Origin of the sequence: Cryobacterium breve (assembly GCF_027594785.1) — a bacterium.
GTDB lineage: Bacteria > Actinomycetota > Actinomycetes > Actinomycetales > Microbacteriaceae > Cryobacterium > Cryobacterium breve_A.
The window spans coordinates 3821189-3835362 of sequence record NZ_CP075584.1 but is presented as its reverse complement, the minus strand read 5'-3'; the positions used below and the strand labels follow the sequence as shown (position 1 = coordinate 3835362).

The 14174-nt window shown below is 67.8% G+C and carries 13 protein-coding genes and 2 pseudogenes; 3 read left to right on the top strand and 12 right to left on the bottom strand.

Translation table 11 applies throughout. The annotated features are described in order from the left end of the window. Nucleotides 1-639 (top strand): hypothetical protein, encoded by a 639-nt coding sequence (locus KIV56_RS18660; RefSeq protein WP_281534593.1) that lies wholly within the window; start codon nucleotides 1-3, stop codon nucleotides 637-639. On the opposite strand, the gene KIV56_RS18655 is transcribed toward KIV56_RS18660, so the two are convergent. The 6 genes and pseudogenes from KIV56_RS18655 to KIV56_RS18630 all read right to left on the bottom strand — a co-directional run bounded on the left by KIV56_RS18655 (nucleotide 611) and on the right by KIV56_RS18630 (nucleotide 6238). Then, nucleotides 611-928, bottom strand: coding sequence for an ATP-binding protein (locus KIV56_RS18655; protein WP_281534592.1), 318 nt, complete (start codon nucleotides 926-928; stop codon nucleotides 611-613). The genes KIV56_RS18660 and KIV56_RS18655 overlap by 29 nt on opposite strands. Next, complete coding sequence (locus tag KIV56_RS18650) at nucleotides 925-1677, bottom strand: DUF4194 domain-containing protein (RefSeq protein WP_281534591.1); 753 nt, start codon at nucleotides 1675-1677, stop codon at nucleotides 925-927. The genes KIV56_RS18655 and KIV56_RS18650 overlap by 4 nt, the downstream gene beginning before the upstream one ends. After that, nucleotides 1670-3172 (bottom strand): DUF3375 domain-containing protein, encoded by a 1503-nt coding sequence (locus KIV56_RS18645; RefSeq protein WP_281534590.1) that lies wholly within the window; start codon nucleotides 3170-3172, stop codon nucleotides 1670-1672. Before KIV56_RS18645 ends, KIV56_RS18650 begins: the two co-directional genes overlap by 8 nt. A 192-nt stretch (nucleotides 3173-3364) precedes the next feature. Then, a complete protein-coding gene (locus KIV56_RS18640; protein WP_281534589.1) occupies nucleotides 3365-4591 on the bottom strand; it encodes an MFS transporter in 1227 nt (408 codons plus the stop codon). Between the two features lie 159 nt (nucleotides 4592-4750). After that, the gene (locus KIV56_RS18635) at nucleotides 4751-5056 is read right to left on the bottom strand and encodes a hypothetical protein (protein WP_281534588.1); all 306 of its coding nucleotides are present in this window, start codon (nucleotides 5054-5056) and stop codon (nucleotides 4751-4753) included. Nucleotides 5057-5238: 182 nt separating this feature from the next. Continuing rightward, a pseudogene (locus KIV56_RS18630) lies at nucleotides 5239-6238 on the bottom strand (LLM class flavin-dependent oxidoreductase). 60 nt (nucleotides 6239-6298) lie between these two features. Here KIV56_RS18630 and KIV56_RS18625 point away from each other — a divergent pair. Continuing rightward, a complete protein-coding gene (locus KIV56_RS18625; RefSeq protein ID WP_281534587.1) occupies nucleotides 6299-6943 on the top strand; it encodes a YitT family protein in 645 nt (214 codons plus the stop codon). A gap of 50 nt (nucleotides 6944-6993) precedes the next feature. On the opposite strand, the gene KIV56_RS18620 is transcribed toward KIV56_RS18625, so the two are convergent. The 3 genes and pseudogenes from KIV56_RS18620 to KIV56_RS18610 all read right to left on the bottom strand — a co-directional run bounded on the left by KIV56_RS18620 (nucleotide 6994) and on the right by KIV56_RS18610 (nucleotide 10083). Beyond that, on the bottom strand, nucleotides 6994-7617 hold the full coding sequence (locus tag KIV56_RS18620; RefSeq protein WP_281534586.1) for a sugar O-acetyltransferase: 624 nt from the start codon (nucleotides 7615-7617) through the stop codon (nucleotides 6994-6996). A gap of 72 nt (nucleotides 7618-7689) precedes the next feature. After that, nucleotides 7690-9397, bottom strand: a pseudogene (locus KIV56_RS18615) (long-chain-fatty-acid--CoA ligase). A 314-nt stretch (nucleotides 9398-9711) separates the two neighbouring features. Further along, nucleotides 9712-10083: a hypothetical protein gene (locus tag KIV56_RS18610; protein ID WP_281534585.1), complete on the bottom strand. Its 372-nt coding sequence runs from the start codon at nucleotides 10081-10083 to the stop codon at nucleotides 9712-9714. Here KIV56_RS18610 and KIV56_RS18605 point away from each other — a divergent pair. Further along, nucleotides 10055-11167, top strand: a complete 1113-nt coding sequence (locus KIV56_RS18605) for an alkaline phosphatase PhoX (RefSeq protein ID WP_281534584.1) — start codon at nucleotides 10055-10057, stop codon at nucleotides 11165-11167. The genes KIV56_RS18610 and KIV56_RS18605 overlap by 29 nt on opposite strands. A gap of 164 nt (nucleotides 11168-11331) precedes the next feature. Here KIV56_RS18605 and KIV56_RS18600 read toward each other — a convergent pair whose 3' ends face one another. The 3 genes from KIV56_RS18600 to KIV56_RS18590 are packed head-to-tail and all read right to left on the bottom strand — an operon-like array spanning nucleotide 11332 to nucleotide 14167. Continuing rightward, nucleotides 11332-11607, bottom strand: a complete 276-nt coding sequence (locus KIV56_RS18600; protein ID WP_281534583.1) for an SHOCT domain-containing protein — start codon at nucleotides 11605-11607, stop codon at nucleotides 11332-11334. Between the two features lie 14 nt (nucleotides 11608-11621). Beyond that, nucleotides 11622-13925: a heavy metal translocating P-type ATPase gene (locus tag KIV56_RS18595; protein WP_281534582.1), complete on the bottom strand. Its 2304-nt coding sequence runs from the start codon at nucleotides 13923-13925 to the stop codon at nucleotides 11622-11624. Further along, nucleotides 13922-14167 carry a heavy-metal-associated domain-containing protein gene (locus KIV56_RS18590; RefSeq protein ID WP_281534581.1) on the bottom strand — a complete coding sequence of 82 codons (246 nt, stop codon included), beginning with the start codon at nucleotides 14165-14167 and terminating at the stop codon, nucleotides 13922-13924. Before KIV56_RS18590 ends, KIV56_RS18595 begins: the two co-directional genes overlap by 4 nt. Nucleotides 14168-14174: the final 7 nt, after the last annotated feature.

Sequence of the window (14174 nt, the reverse complement as noted above, 5' to 3'; positions counted from 1 at the left end):
ATGGACCCCGAAGGTGTCGATCAGGTCCGCCTTCTCCGCCGCGGTTTCGTACTCCCGGTGCAGGTCGGGAATTCGTTCGAGGACCTTCGCCTTCTGCGCCTCGGTGAGCATCGCCCCGTAGGACCTCTCGAGGTCTTCGAAGTGATCGACGGCCTTGTCGGCCGCCGCGTAGGTGGCCGGCTCCTCAAGCACCATCGACTTATAGAGGCCGTCGACCGTCTTGACCTGCTGCCCGGCCTGGATCCGCGCGAGCAGCCGCAGCGCCTTGCCGCCCTCGCCGTTGGCGCCGATGCCGAGCCGGGTATAGAGGGTCTGGGCGAAGGCGGCGTAGGTGTCGAAGACATCCAGGTCCGGGAACCGGGTCCGGAGCGCCCGCTTGTCGAAGCGCGCCTCGGTGACATCGGCGAGGTCACGGAGGTCGAGGCGACCGTCCTGGGTGGCCATCTTCATCGTGATGTCGGCAAATTTGGTCGCGCCCCTCGGCACGAAATAGGCGCGCAGCACGGTGAACCGGCGACCGTTGTCGTCGACGAAGGTCATCGCGACCGCGCCCCAGGTCGCGTCGTGCGCGCCGCGGAGGACCTGGTCCTGCATCTCCCCGGTTCCGGCCTCACGGTTGGAGTCGGTCTTGCCCCTTGAGGTAGGTCATCAGGTTGCGCTGGTCGAGGCTCCGGGCCCTGCCGGATCCCGCGTCGTTGGACGCACCGTTGAACGGGGTGTCCGAGGGCATCATCAGGGCGAGGTAGGCATCGAGGAGGCTGCTCTTGCCGGTTCCGGAGGCCCCGGAGAGCAGGGTCGCCGACGGGGCGAAGGTGATCTCGTGGTGGCCCTGGAATCCTCCCCAGTTGACCATCTGGAACAGTTCGGCGCGCCACTGCGTCGTGCCCTCTGTGGATCCGTCGATGTAGAAGAGCGGGGAATCGCTCATGAAATCGCCTCCCGTTCGGTGTCCAGCTCTTCGGGGTCAGGCTCCACCGTGGTGGGGGCATCCGCTGCGTTCTGCTCGACGAGCCACTCGTGCAGTTCGGCGAGGCGTTCGAGGGGAAGCAGGACCTCGATCACGGCCGAGATACGGAATCGGTCCGGATCGCTCGTCTTGAGCAGCACCCGCGCTTTGGCGAGGCTGTCGACGGCGGCGCTCGCCTTGCGGGCGTCGCCGTACCGGTCCGTAGAGAACTCGGGGCGGAAATGGGCGATGTTCTCAACGAGGTTGTCGCGGTCGACGAGCACGATGTCCTGGCCGTTGGCTCGTTCGCTGCGGAACCGCTGGCGCAGCAGCACAAGCAGGATCGTCTCCTCGCGCGTATAGGCGACGTCGTGCAGGAGGGTCGGGAACCGGTCGCCCGCCTCGGAGACGGCCTGCCGTTTGAACGCGACCTGGTAGTGCAGGTCGATGTGCAGGTCAAGGAACATGTCGTTGAGGCGCGATTTCAGCAGCCGCTGCGAGTCGAGCAGGGTGCGCCATTCCGCCGGTTGAAGGGCGGCGGACACGTAGCGGTGCTTCATCAGGAGCACCAGGGTACGGCGCTGTTCCACGGTGAGGCCGCCCTCGTCGCCCTCGAAGAGGGAGAAGCTTGCGGGCTCGTCGTCGATCGCCGTATCGATTCCGGCGCCGGCGTCACCGTCCAGGCCGTCGTCGTCGCGGTCGTCCTGGTCGTCTGGCCACTCGTCAGTCATGATCGGTTCCATAGTTCAGGGCGGCCAGGGCCGCCGTTTCGTCGTCATTCAGGATGATGCGGGGAACCGAGAACGTGCGCCGACTGCCGTCCGGCCGTACGGTCTCGAAGCTCTCGAGCTGGTGCGCGCGGCTGAGGGCGTCGACCTGGGTCGCGATCTGCAGCATGCCGAGGATCTCGACCGGGCGCCGCAGGGCGGGTTCGAGGTCGTTGAAGGCCGCTCCGACCGATACCGTGTCGCCCGTCCCGCGGAAGGTCACGAGGGCGTCACGCATCCGTTCGAGCATCGGGCCGCCCTGCCGCCGCATCTCGTCGAGGCTCGGCGGTTCGGGGGCGTACTCGGACACGTCCTCGAGGTCAGGTGGTGGCCGGTGGTTCAGGGGATCGTAGAACCGTTCGCGGAGGTGTTCGACGTCGAGGACGCCGGGCATGAGCTCAGCGGTCACCGTGGAACGGGGTCCTGCGGTCTCCATCCAGACCGCGAGTTCCTTGTTGATCTCGCGCAGCAGGCGCTCGAGCTCGCGGTCCTTGACGACGTCGTGGTTCACGATGTGCTCGCGGAGAGTGGTCGTGAGGCCGTTCCGCTGGGTCAGCACGTCGTCGATGCCCTTGCGGATCAGACCGACGGTGCCCAGGAACGTTCGCCGTTCGGCCGTGGTCAAACGGGTGGCGAAGGGATGGTCGAGAATCGACTCGAGGTCGTTCTTCACGTCCTGGAGCAGCGCGTCGTTGCGCAGGAGCGCGAAGGCGCCCTCGAAGGCGCGGCCTTCCGCGGTCGCCGACATCAGGGCATCCGTCTTGGCGAGGTATTCGTCGAGAACCTCGCCGATGGGGCGTTCCTCGCCACGGAAGTCGCTCACGATCTGGCGGTGCATGGCAGCGACGGATTCCTCGACGCGTTTGAAGTCGCTCGGCAGCTGCGTGATCAGGTCGACGAGGTTCGCGTACCCCTCGTGCATCTGCTCGTCGGTCGCGGTGACGATCTCGCCGCCGTCCTGCAGGCGGTCGCGCTCGGCGGTGCGTTCGGCGATCTCCTGGTCCAGCCGGAGGATGCGCGCTTCCCGGTCGGGGTTTGCCTGGGTGGCGCGGTGCCGCACGCTGTCGACGATGGTGGTGAGGCGGGATTCGCTGATCAGGGCGCGATCGCGGGAGAGGCTGTCGACAAGGAGGAGTGCTTCGAGGGCGTGCGAGGAGAGGGAGTACTGCTCCTCACCGTTCTCCCCGGTCTCTCGGTAGAGCCAGAGGTCGTTCATCCATTGCACGCACAGGGCGCGGCCGTTCTTGCCCGGTACCTCGCTGCCCACGGAGCGGAGGTCGGCGAGGTAGGCGTCGACCTGGGAGTGCAGGCGGTCGGCCTGAACGCTCCGCCGGTCACGGCTGAACGCCGACTTGAAGACGGCGAGTACGAACGGCGCCCACTTGCGATCGAGCAAGCGCAGGGTGGGTTTGTCGAAGGCCTCGCGCACGCGCGCCAGTTCACCCGCAATTTCGCTCACAGTGGCAGTTCCCTTCCCAGACCTCTTCAACCGTAACGGGCCGGAGATTCGATTCCGTCCAGTGGCCGGTCGTGCGAACCGGTGCGGAACAAGCAGAGCTCCGGCAAAGACCTGGCACGGGGCCGGCTCAGGAGCCGAGGTTCGAGCCGCCCCAGTGCTCCCCCGGCCGTCCGCGCCGGCGAAGGCGCACAGTCAGGTGCAGGACTCGTTGCGGTGCGCGAGGATCAGCGCGATGACCACCGCGGCGAGCGCGGGCACGAGGCCGGACACGAGCATCCCAGTGTCCGGGCCGAAGGACTCGACGATCCAGCCCATCAGGGGTCCGCCGATCGCCTGGCCGCCGAGCAGCACGAGCACCCAGACCGACATGACGCGCCCGCGTACCCGCACGTTGGACGACATCTGCACGAGCGGGTTGCCCGCGGTGAAGAAGAACTGGTTCGCGACGCCCGTGACGATGAGGGCGATGCCGAAGGTGATCTCGGTGGGCATCAGGCCGGAGCTCGCCTGGATCAGCGCCCAGACGCCGCCGCTGACGATGACCGTGCGCAAGCGGATGTTCGCCCGACGTGTCGAAGCGAGCGCACCCGCGACCGCGCCGACGGCGATCAGGGTGTTGAACAGTCCGTAGCCGCCGGCGCCCACCTTGTAGACGTGATCGGCGTAGGCGGCGAGGAGCACCGGCATGTTGAGGGAGAAGACGGAGAGGAACGCGAGCATCACGATCGGCCAGAGGATGGTCGGCTTGGACACGACGTAGCGCAGGCCCTCGACGAGCTGTCCCTTCTGGCGCGGCGCCGTCGGGGTGCGGTAGAGCGCGGAGGCGTCGAGCCGGGTCAGGGCGAGGACGGTCAGCAGGCACGCTGCGGCGTTGATGCCGAAGGACCAGCCGGACCCGACCGCGACGATCAGGACACCGCTGATGGCCGGCCCGATCAGAGCGCCCAGCTGGAAGACCGTCGAGTTCACGGTGATCGCGTTGCGGAGGTAGCGCGGACCGACGATCTCGTTCACGAAGACCTGGCGGGTGGGGTTGTCGATCACGGTGACGAGTCCGACCAGGAAGGCGATCGCCCAGACCTGCCACACCTGCACGGTGTTGGTGAGGGTGAGCACTGCGAGGACCGCGCTGAGCAGGGCGGCCACAGACTGGGTGAGCATGAGCAGCATCCGCTTCGAATAGCGGTCGACGATCACGCCGCCGAAGAGGCCGAAGGCGAGCATCGGCGCGAATTGCATCGTGACGGTCACGCCGACGGCTGCGACGCTGCCGGTCAGTTGCAGCACGAGCCAGTCCTGGGCGATGCGCTGCATCCAGGTGCCGGTCATGGCCACCGCGTTGGACGCCGTGAACAAGCGGAAGTTCGGGACGCTCAGGGAGTCGAGGGTCTGGCGCCAGGGACGGGGGCCTTCGTTCACCGGAATGGGAGTGGTCGGCGGGAAAAGATCCGCGGGTGAAGTCAAGAATTGCCCTGCGTCTACCCACGATCGAAAATCGATCGGGTCCACTCCACGGTACGCTCCCCCGCGGTGCCTGCAGCACCACCAGCGGGAGCGCCCACGCCGATGGGCGGTGGATCAGGCGGGGAGCAGGCCGCTCGCGTCGACGAGGAGAGCCGCCGCCTTGTCCCAGAGCAGGGAATGTCCGCGTTCACAGGCCTCGTCGAGCTGGGTGCCGCTGAGCGCGCGGAACAACGGCTCGTCCCGGCGGATGAAGCCGATCACCTGGTCGCGGAACCGGATCTCCTGAAGGCTGTCATCCTCACACCGTACGACGACGAGGCGGATCGTCTTGATCGCGTCGTCCCGGGAAATCAGGCGAAGGGACAGGGAGGCGACGGCTGGAGTGCGGCGGCGGGGGGTTTCTACTGCGGGGTGTGACATCAGATCTCCGGCTCTCACGACGGTCGGCCGGGGCTGCCGGTGACCCCGGGCAGCTCGTGGAACCTCTCGACTCGTGGCTGACATTAACTCCACCGCCTGCCGGAATCGGATAGTCCCCTTTTAGGAGGACCTTCCGGACCCGTCCGACCGTCCCGTCCGGAGGATCGACGGCGCCGGGATCGTCAGACGCTCACGCCGTTAATGGCCCCGGCGGTCAGCTCGACCGAGCGCAGCCGCGCCTCGATGTCTCGCGAGGCGTGCGCGATGATCAGTTCGTCGGCGTGGGTCGCGGCGACGAGGTCGTCGAGGAAGACCCGCACGGCTGACGGATCGCCAACGGCCGAGTAGCGCATCATCTTCGCGATCTGCTGCCCTTCCGCGGTGACGAGGAACGCGTCGATCTGCTGGTCGCTGTATTCCGGCGACGCCGGACCGCGCGTGAGCATGCCCCGCACCCGGTTCCGCCGCGTCTCCTCGAACTGCCGGACGGCATCCGCCTGGTCGTCTGCGGCGATCACGTTCACTGCGACGATCACATGCGGCTCGGCGAGCTGCGCCGAGGGCGTGAAGTCGCGCCGGTACAGGGCGATGGCCTCGTGCAGGGCGTCGGGAGCGAAGTGGGAGGCGAAGGCGTACGGGAGGCCGAGCGCTGCGGCAAGACCTGCTCCGAAGAGGGAGGAACCGAGGATATAGAGCGGCACGTTCGTGCCGGCACCGGGGATTGCCTGCACCCCGGGCACGACCGACTCGCCGCGCAGGTAGGCCTGCAGGCTCCATCACGTCCTGGGGGAACTGGTCGGAGGCGCGGGGATCACGGCGCATCGCCCGCGCGGTGGTCTGGTCGCTGCCGGGGGCGCGGCCGAGGCCCAGGTCGATCCGCCCAGGGTAGAGCTCGGCGAGGGTGCCGAACTGTTCGGCGATGGTGAGCGGAGAGTGGTTGGGCAGCATCACGCCGCCGGAGCCGAGCCGGATGGTCGACGTCTGGCCGGCGACGTGGCCGACGAGGACGCTCGTGGCCGAGGAGGCGATCGTCGGCATGTTGTGGTGTTCGGCGTACCAGACGCGGGTGTAGCCATGCTTTTCGGCGGTTTGTGCGAGTCGCACGCTTCCCGCGAAGCTCTCCCGCACGGTCTGCCCGGGCGCGATCGGAGCGAGGTCAAGAATGGACAGGGCAACAGTCATACCGAGGACAACCACGCAGGGGTGCGAAACGTTACCGGCGCCATCGTGCAGACTTGCAGAATGCCGAAATCTCCCCGGGCCGCCGAGCCCAGAACACTCAACACGGATGTCGCGCCGCGCCATTCGGCCGTCGAGGACGTTCTCGGAATCCTCACCGGCACCCTCCTCGCGTCGTTCGGTCTGTTCCTGCTCAAGGCGAGCGCGGCGGTGACCGGCGGCACGGCCGGACTCGCGCTCCTGCTGAGCTACGCGGCTCCGATACCGTTCGGGGTGTTCTTCTTCGCGATCAACGTGCCGTTCTTCGCCCTCGCTCTCTGGAAAAAGGGCTGGAACTTCACGCTCCGCACCGTCGTCGCGGTCGCGCTCGTCTCGGCGTTCTCCTCCCTGCACCCGTATGCCCTCGGGATCGAGCACCTCAATCCGGTCTACGGCGTGTTGTTCGGCAACCTCGTGATCGGTGTCGGACTCATCGTGTTGTTCCGCCACAAGGCCAGCCTGGGTGGGTTCAACATCCTCGCCCTGCTCCTGCAGGAGCGCCTCGGCTGGCGTGCCGGGTACGTGCAGATGGTGTTCGATGTGACCGTCGTCGTCGCCGCGATCACGGTCGTCTCGCCCGTGAACGTCGCCCTCTCGGCCGCGGGCGCGATCGTGCTCAACCTGGTGCTCGCGCTCAACCACCGGCCGGGACGCTACCTCGGCACCTGAGCCGCGACATCCGCTGCGCGCAGCCGGGCCCTTCTCGGCAGAGTGCCGATCTACTCGGCTGCGCTCTGCTCCCGCTCCGGGTCGCCGATCGTGCGCACGACCCTGGCCGGGTTGCCGACGGCGATGACCCCGGCCGGCACGTCCTTGGTGACGACGGACCCGGCGCCGATCACGCTGCCGTCGCCGATCGTGACCCCGGGGCACACGACGACGTTGCCGCCGAGCCAGACGTCGTTGCCGATGTGGATCGGCAGCACCCGCTCGTAGCCTGCACGCCGCTCGTCGACGTCGAGAGCGTGGATCGGTGTGTAGAGGCGGGCGCTCGGACCGATCAGCACGTTGTTGCCGATCGTGATCTCACCGCCGCCCAGGGTGAGGAAGTCCCCGTTGATGAAGGTGTCCCTGCCGATGTGCAGGCGGGAGCCGTAGTCGAGGTACATCGGCGGCCGGAAGTCGAGGTTCTCCCCCGCTGTGCCGAGCATGCCCGTCAGTAAAGCGTATGCGGCATCCCTGTCCTCGTCGTAGAGGGCGGTGATGCGGCGGCAGGTGCGCTGGGTGCTGTTCGTCATTTCGGCGAGTTCGGGGCCGGACCGGTAGCGGTACCAGTCCCCTGCGACCATCTTGTCGAATTCGGAGCGGTCGGGATCAGGGGTCGGTCGTTCGGTGAGGTCCACGCGATCAATCCTAAACCGCGCGGCCCGCTTTTGTTCTCGAAAACAACAAACCGGTGTCGGGCACGGCTTGCCTCAGAGCAGGGGCAGCACGTGTTCGCGCACCTGCCTGCGCAGGATCTTGCCGAGCATCGAGCGCGGCATGTCGTCGATCTGCACAATGCGGCGCGGGATCTTGTATGCGGCGAGCAGTTCGCGGCAGTGCGCGCGCAGGGCCTCCTGGTCGAGGGTCGCGCCAGGCTCGAGCTCGACCGCTGCGATGACCATTTCCCCACCGCGCTCGAGCGGCTTGCCGAAGACCGCGGCGTCCTTGATCGAGGGGTGAAGGCGCAGGGCCGTCTCGACCTCGGTCGGTGAGACGTTGAACCCGCCGGTGATGACGAGTTCCTTGGCCCGGTCGACGATCGTCGTGAAGCCGTCTTCGTCCACGGTGACGATGTCGCCGGTGCGGAGCCAGCCTCCCGGTAAGAGCGCCTTCTTGGTTTCCTCGGGGTTGTTCCAGTAGCCCTGGAAGACCTGCGGGCCCTTGAGTAGCAGCTCCCCCGGCTGCCCCTGGGCCACTTCGATGCTCGGGTCGTCAAGGTCGACGACCTTCATCAGTGTCGAGGGGAACGGCACCCCGATCGTGCCGGGTCGGCGAGTGGAGTAGAACGGGTTGCCGAGGGCCACCGGGGAGGATTCGGTCATCCCGTAGCCCTCGACGAGGAGCCCGCCCGAGACCGATTCCCAGAGTTCGACGATGTGCGAGGGCAGGTTCATCGCGCCGGAGATGCAGAATTTGCAGGACCGCAGCGAGATGCCCCGTTCCTGCGCGGCCCGGGCCGTGCGCTCGTAGATCGGCGGAACAGCGCAGTAGACGGTGGCGGGCGACTTCTTCATTGCGGCGAGGATCAGCCCGGGTTCGAACTTGGGGAACAGCACGAGCAGCGCCTGCTTGCGGATGCCGTATGTCAGGTAGAGCGTCATGCCGAAAGCGTGGAACATCGGCAGGATCGCGTAGAAGATCTCCTTGCGGTACTCGGCGCCGTGCATCCACGCCTCACCCTGGAGCGCGTTCGAATACAGGTTGAAGTGGGTGAGCATCGCACCCTTGGGGCGGCCCGTGGTACCGGAGGTGTACTGGATCGCGGCGAGGTCGTTGACCGACGGATGCGGGTGCTCCGGATCGATGCGACCGTGCGTGAGCAGGTCCTTCCAGGCGATCGTGCCGGGCGCTGAACCGGTGAGGGCCTCGCGGGACTCGCGCAGACTTTTGACCGGCAGGTACAGGGCCAGGCGTTTGATCGTCGGGAACGCCATCAGCAGGTTGACCGAGACGATGTGGTCGATCTCGATGTCGGCAGGGAAGGCGCGGATCGCCGCGACCATCTTGTCCCAGGCGATCACGATGCGGGCCTGGTGGTCCTCGAACTGGTGGCGGAGCCTCCCGCGAGGTGTAGAGCGGGTTGTGCTCGACCACGACCGCGCCGAGGCGGAGCACCGCGTAGAACGCGACGACGTGCTGCGGGCAGTTCGGCAGCAGGAGCGCGACCCGGTCTCCGGCTCGGACGCCGAGATGCCGGAGGCCCTCCGCCGCGCGGTCGATCTGCTCACCGAGCTCGGTGTAGGTCGTCCTCCGTCCGAAGAATTCGAGGGCGGGGTGGCTGCCTGCCTCGGCGACGGACCGTTCGAGCATGGCGACGAGCGACTCCGTGGGCAGCTCGATCGTCGCGGGAACGCCCGGCTGATAGTTCTTCACCCACGATGGTGCGTCCTCGTGCGGGTGCTGCTCAGTGTTCTCCATGTTTCCATCCTCTCGCGAACCCCCTCCGCCGCCCGCTGGCGCACCGGGAGTCGGGACACCCGACCCATGATCACCGGGTTCGAGCCCCAAAGATCCGGAGACTATTCACCCGTGCGTAACGCGTTGGTCGCTTACGGCAACTTGTCTGGAGTGCAGGCCGGGCACACGCCCGGATAGAGGAGGACACGATGAAGCACTCGAAATTCGGCATCACAGCGTTCGTAGGCACAGGTCTTTGCCTGGTCGCACTCACCGCCGCCACGATTCCCGCGGCCGCGACGCCCGACGGCAGCGCCGGCGGCATCGCCGCGAACTCACCCTTCGGCATCCAGAACAACGTTCTCGCCGCCGGCCTCGAACAGAGCCCCGTGGCATACGGCCAGCTGCCACTCGCCAACCCGCACGGCGGAATCACAAACTACGGCTACAACACGTCCACTGGCGGCCCACTCACCCAGGACCCGAAGGAGGCGTTCAAGACCGAGCCGGACAAGAACGTCTACCTGGTCTTCGGCGGGGTCCACTACCTGTTCCAGGGGCACGAGGGCGGCCCCCAGGGCTACGTCACTCGGATCAACCTCGACGAGAAGGACCTCACCAAGCGTGTCACCCTCGTGTCGGATACCCGTTCCGACGGTGGCGCGGTCCCGAGTTTTGATGGCATCACGTGGGACCCGTTCACCCACCAGGCTCCTGCTGACCGCCGAGGCGGCGGCGCCCAAGGGCGGCGTCTTCGGTATCACCCTCGACGACAACGGCAACTCGGTCGATGGCACGATCAGTCCGCTTGCGGCGCTCGGTTCCGGCGGCTACGAGGGAATCCAGAACGACGCGGCCGGCAACGTCTGGCTCGTCGAGGACATCGGCGGAGCGAAGGCATCCGGTGGCAAGGTGCCCAACAGTTACGTCTACCGTTTCACGCCGGCCAAGCCGGGCGATCTGTCGCGCGGGACACTCCAGGCGCTCCAGGTGAATCGTAAGGACGGTACGGCGGTCACCGCGAGCCAGTTGTCCGCCAACCCGGCCGACCAGTTTGAAACCGACCTGCACACCTACGGCTCGTCATTCGCCACGAAGTGGGTCACCGTCTCGCTCGGCGCCGGCAATGCAGCAACGGCGGGGGCCGCGACCGCGGGTGCGACACCGTTCAAACGGCCCGAGAACGGGGTCTTCCGCCCGGGCAGCCAGTTCGGCGAGTTCTACTTCACCGAGACCGGGGACACCGACAAGACCAGCACACTTCCCGGTGCGTTCGGCGGAGTGTTCCGGCTGAGCCAGTCGTCGCCGACCGCTCAGTCGGGCACGCTCTCCCCAGTGTTCCTCGGCGACCTCGAGCACACCGGCCTCGACAACATTGCATTCGCAAGCAAAGACAAGCTTCTTGTTGTCGAGGATGCGGGCGACACTCTCCACGCACAGCGCGACGCGCTCGACTCCGGCTACCTGTTCGACCTGGGGAAGAAGACCTCCACGGGTCCTTCTCCGGTGCGCTGGCTCGCGGAGGGTCGCGACGCGTCCGCGACGTACGACCACAACACGAGCCCCGGCTACAACGACGGGGACAACGAGATCACGGGGATCCACGTGTCTGACGGCGACACGAGCGCAGCCGGAATCCTCGGGGCGAAAACACCGAAAATGCTCGCCGGAGACTGGCGGACGTTCTGGACCCAGCAGCACGGCGACAACGTGACGTGGGAATTGCACAGCGCGGCATCCGCGGATTCGCACGGTGACGGGCGACACGACGGCATGAACGACCACGAGTGACTGACGCGGCGGCGCGCGCCACGACGCGCGCCGCCGCAACTCCCTGCGGGAACCTGGTGGGGGCTGAATCCAGGCGCGCCACCAGTCCACCGGCCAGGAGCAGCACGACCCCGCCCGGGGGTGCGCAGAGCGCCGCGCTTGCGTCCTCCGCACTTCCGGATGAACTACTCGCCGAGCACCTGGACGCGGTGCCGGTACTCCTCGGCGTCGAGTTCGCCGCGCGCGAAGCGTTCGTCCAGCAGGAGGCGTGCCGCACTGCGTCCGGTCGAGACCGGCCCGGAAGGAACGTTGCCCTGCGGCCCTTCCGCACGGCTCCCGCTCCCGTTGCTGAAGACCCGGATGGTCACGATGGTGAGCAGGACCACGCCCAGGACCAGGACCAGCCCGACCGGCCAGACCCACCACATGAATCCCATGCCGTACCCGTTGCCCCACATCATGCTGTTCTCCTTCGTTATACCGTCACGCTACTCGCCATACCCGTGGGGGTACGAGGGGCGGCGGCCGGCAGGGTCAGTCCGCGGAAGCCGCGGAGGCGGAGGCTGTTGCTCACCACGAAGACCGATGACAGCGCCATTGCGGCGCCGGCGATCAGGGGGTTGAGCAGGCCGAGCATGGCGAGCGGGATCGCGGCGACGTTGTAGGCGAAGGCCCAGAACAGGTTCGCCTTGATCGTGGCGAGCGTGCGCCGGGACAGCCGGATGGCATCCGCTGCCGCGACGAGGTCGCTCCGGATCAGGGTGAGGTCGCTCGCCTCGATCGCGACGTCGGTGCCGGTGCCCATGGCGATGCCGAGGTCGGCGGTGGCGAGCGCGACGGCGTCGTTCACGCCATCGCCGACCATGGCAACGACCCGTCCCTCGGCTTGCAGGGCGCGGATGACCTCGGCCTTTTCGGCGGGGAGCACGCCGGCGCGCACGTCGTCGATGCCGACGAGCGTTCCGACGTTCCGGGCGACGGTGTCGTTGTCCCCGGTCAGGAGCACCGGGGTGAGGCCGAGACGGCGGAATTCGGCGATCGCGGCGGCGCTCGTGTCCTTGACGGTGTCGGCGACGGTGAGGATGCCGCGGGCCGTTCCGTCCCAGGCCACGGCGACCGGGGTCTCACCCCTGTTCTCGCCAGCGGCGAGCGCTGCCTCGAGGTCGGGCGGGAAGACGATGCCCCACTGCTCGGTGAGCCAGCGCGGCCGGCCGACCGCGACGAGGCGGCCGTCGACGACGGCCTGCACGCCGAGGCCGTCCGCGGAGGCGAACGATTCGGCGGCCGGGAGCGTACCGACCCGTTCCTTCGCTCCGGCAACGATGGACTTCGCGATCGGATGCTCGGACCCGGCCTCTGCGGCCCCGGCGAACCGGAGCAGTTCGGTGGCCTCGAGCCCCGAGACGGGGATGGCCTGGACCAGGGACATCCGCCCGGTGGTCACGGTGCCGGTCTTGTCGAGCACGATGGTGTCGACGCGCCGGGTGGATTCCAGGACCTGCGGGCCCTTGATCAGGATGCCGAGCTGCGCGCCGCGGCCGGTGCCGACCAGCAACGCCGTCGGCGTGGCCAGCCCGAGCGCACAGGGGCAGGCAATGATGAGTGTCGCGACGGCGGCGGTGAAGGCGACGACGGGGGTTGCGCCGACGAGCAGCCAGACCACGAGGGTCGCGAGGGAGAGGCCGAGGACGATCGGCACGAACACCCCGGAGACCCGGTCGGCGAGGCGCTGCACGTCGGCCTTGCCGGTTTGGGCCTGCTCGACGAGGCGCCCGAGCTGGGCGAGTTCGGTGTCTGCGCCGATCCGGGTGGCCCGGACCACGAGCCGTCCGCCCGAGTTGAGGGTCGCCCCGACGACGACGGCGCCAGGACCGACCTCGACCGGTACGGCTTCGCCGGTGAGCATGCTCGCGTCGATCGCGGACACGCCCTCGACCACGATGCCATCCGTGGAGATCTTCTCGCCGGGGCGCACGACGAACTGGTCGCCGACGACGAGGGATGCTGTAGGCACGATGACCTCGACGCCGTCACGGAGCACGGAGGTCTCCTTGGCGCCCAGTTCGAGGAGGGCGGTGAGCGCCGCCCCGGACTGCTTCTTCGCGCGCGCCTCGAAGTACCGGCCTGCGAGGAGGAAGACCGTGACCGCGGATGCGACCTCGAGGTAGATCTCGTTCGCTCCCCCGCCGGTCTGGGCGGTGAGGCTGAAGGTCATTCGCATGCCTGGCATGCCCGCCGTGCCGAAGAAGAGCGCGTAGAGCGACCAGCCGAGTGAGGCGATGATGCCCATGCTGATCAGGGTGTCCATCGTCGTCGCGCCGTGCCGGAGATTCAACCACATGGCACGATGGAAGGGCCAGGCTCCCCAGACGGCGACGGGTGCCGCGAGGGTCAGGGCGAGCCACTGCCAGTTGGTGAACTGCAGGGCGGGAATCATCGACATGACGGCGACGGGGATCGCGAGCGCCGTCGACACGAGGAGGCGGTGACGCAGGCTCGCCACCTCGACCTCCTGCGCTGTGGGAGCGGCTGCGCTGCCAGGGGTCTCCGCGGTCGGCTCCGGCGGGCGCGGGCGCTCGGCAGTGTAGCCGGTGTCCTCGATCACGGCGATGGCCTGGTCGACGGTGGTGCCTTCGGGCAGGGACACGCTCGCCTTTTCGGTGGCGTAGTTGACGGATGCCTCGACTCCCGGCATCCGGTTGAGCTTCTTTTCGATCCGGGTCGCGCAGGAGGCACACGTCATCCCGCCCACGAGGAGGTCGACGCGTTCGGTGGTCATCGTGACTCAGCGACCAGTTCGTAGCCCGCTTCGTCGACGGCGGCTGCGACGGCAGCGCGGTCGAGCGGGGCGCCGGTCACCGTCAGGACGGACGTGCCGCCCGGAACGAGGGTGATCGCGACGTTATCGGGGCCGGCGAGCTTGCCGACCTCCTGCGTCACGGCCGCGACACAGTGCGCGCAGGTCATCCCCGTCACCTGGTATTCGCTGAGGCCGAGGTTGTTTTCCGTCTGTCCGATCATGGAATGC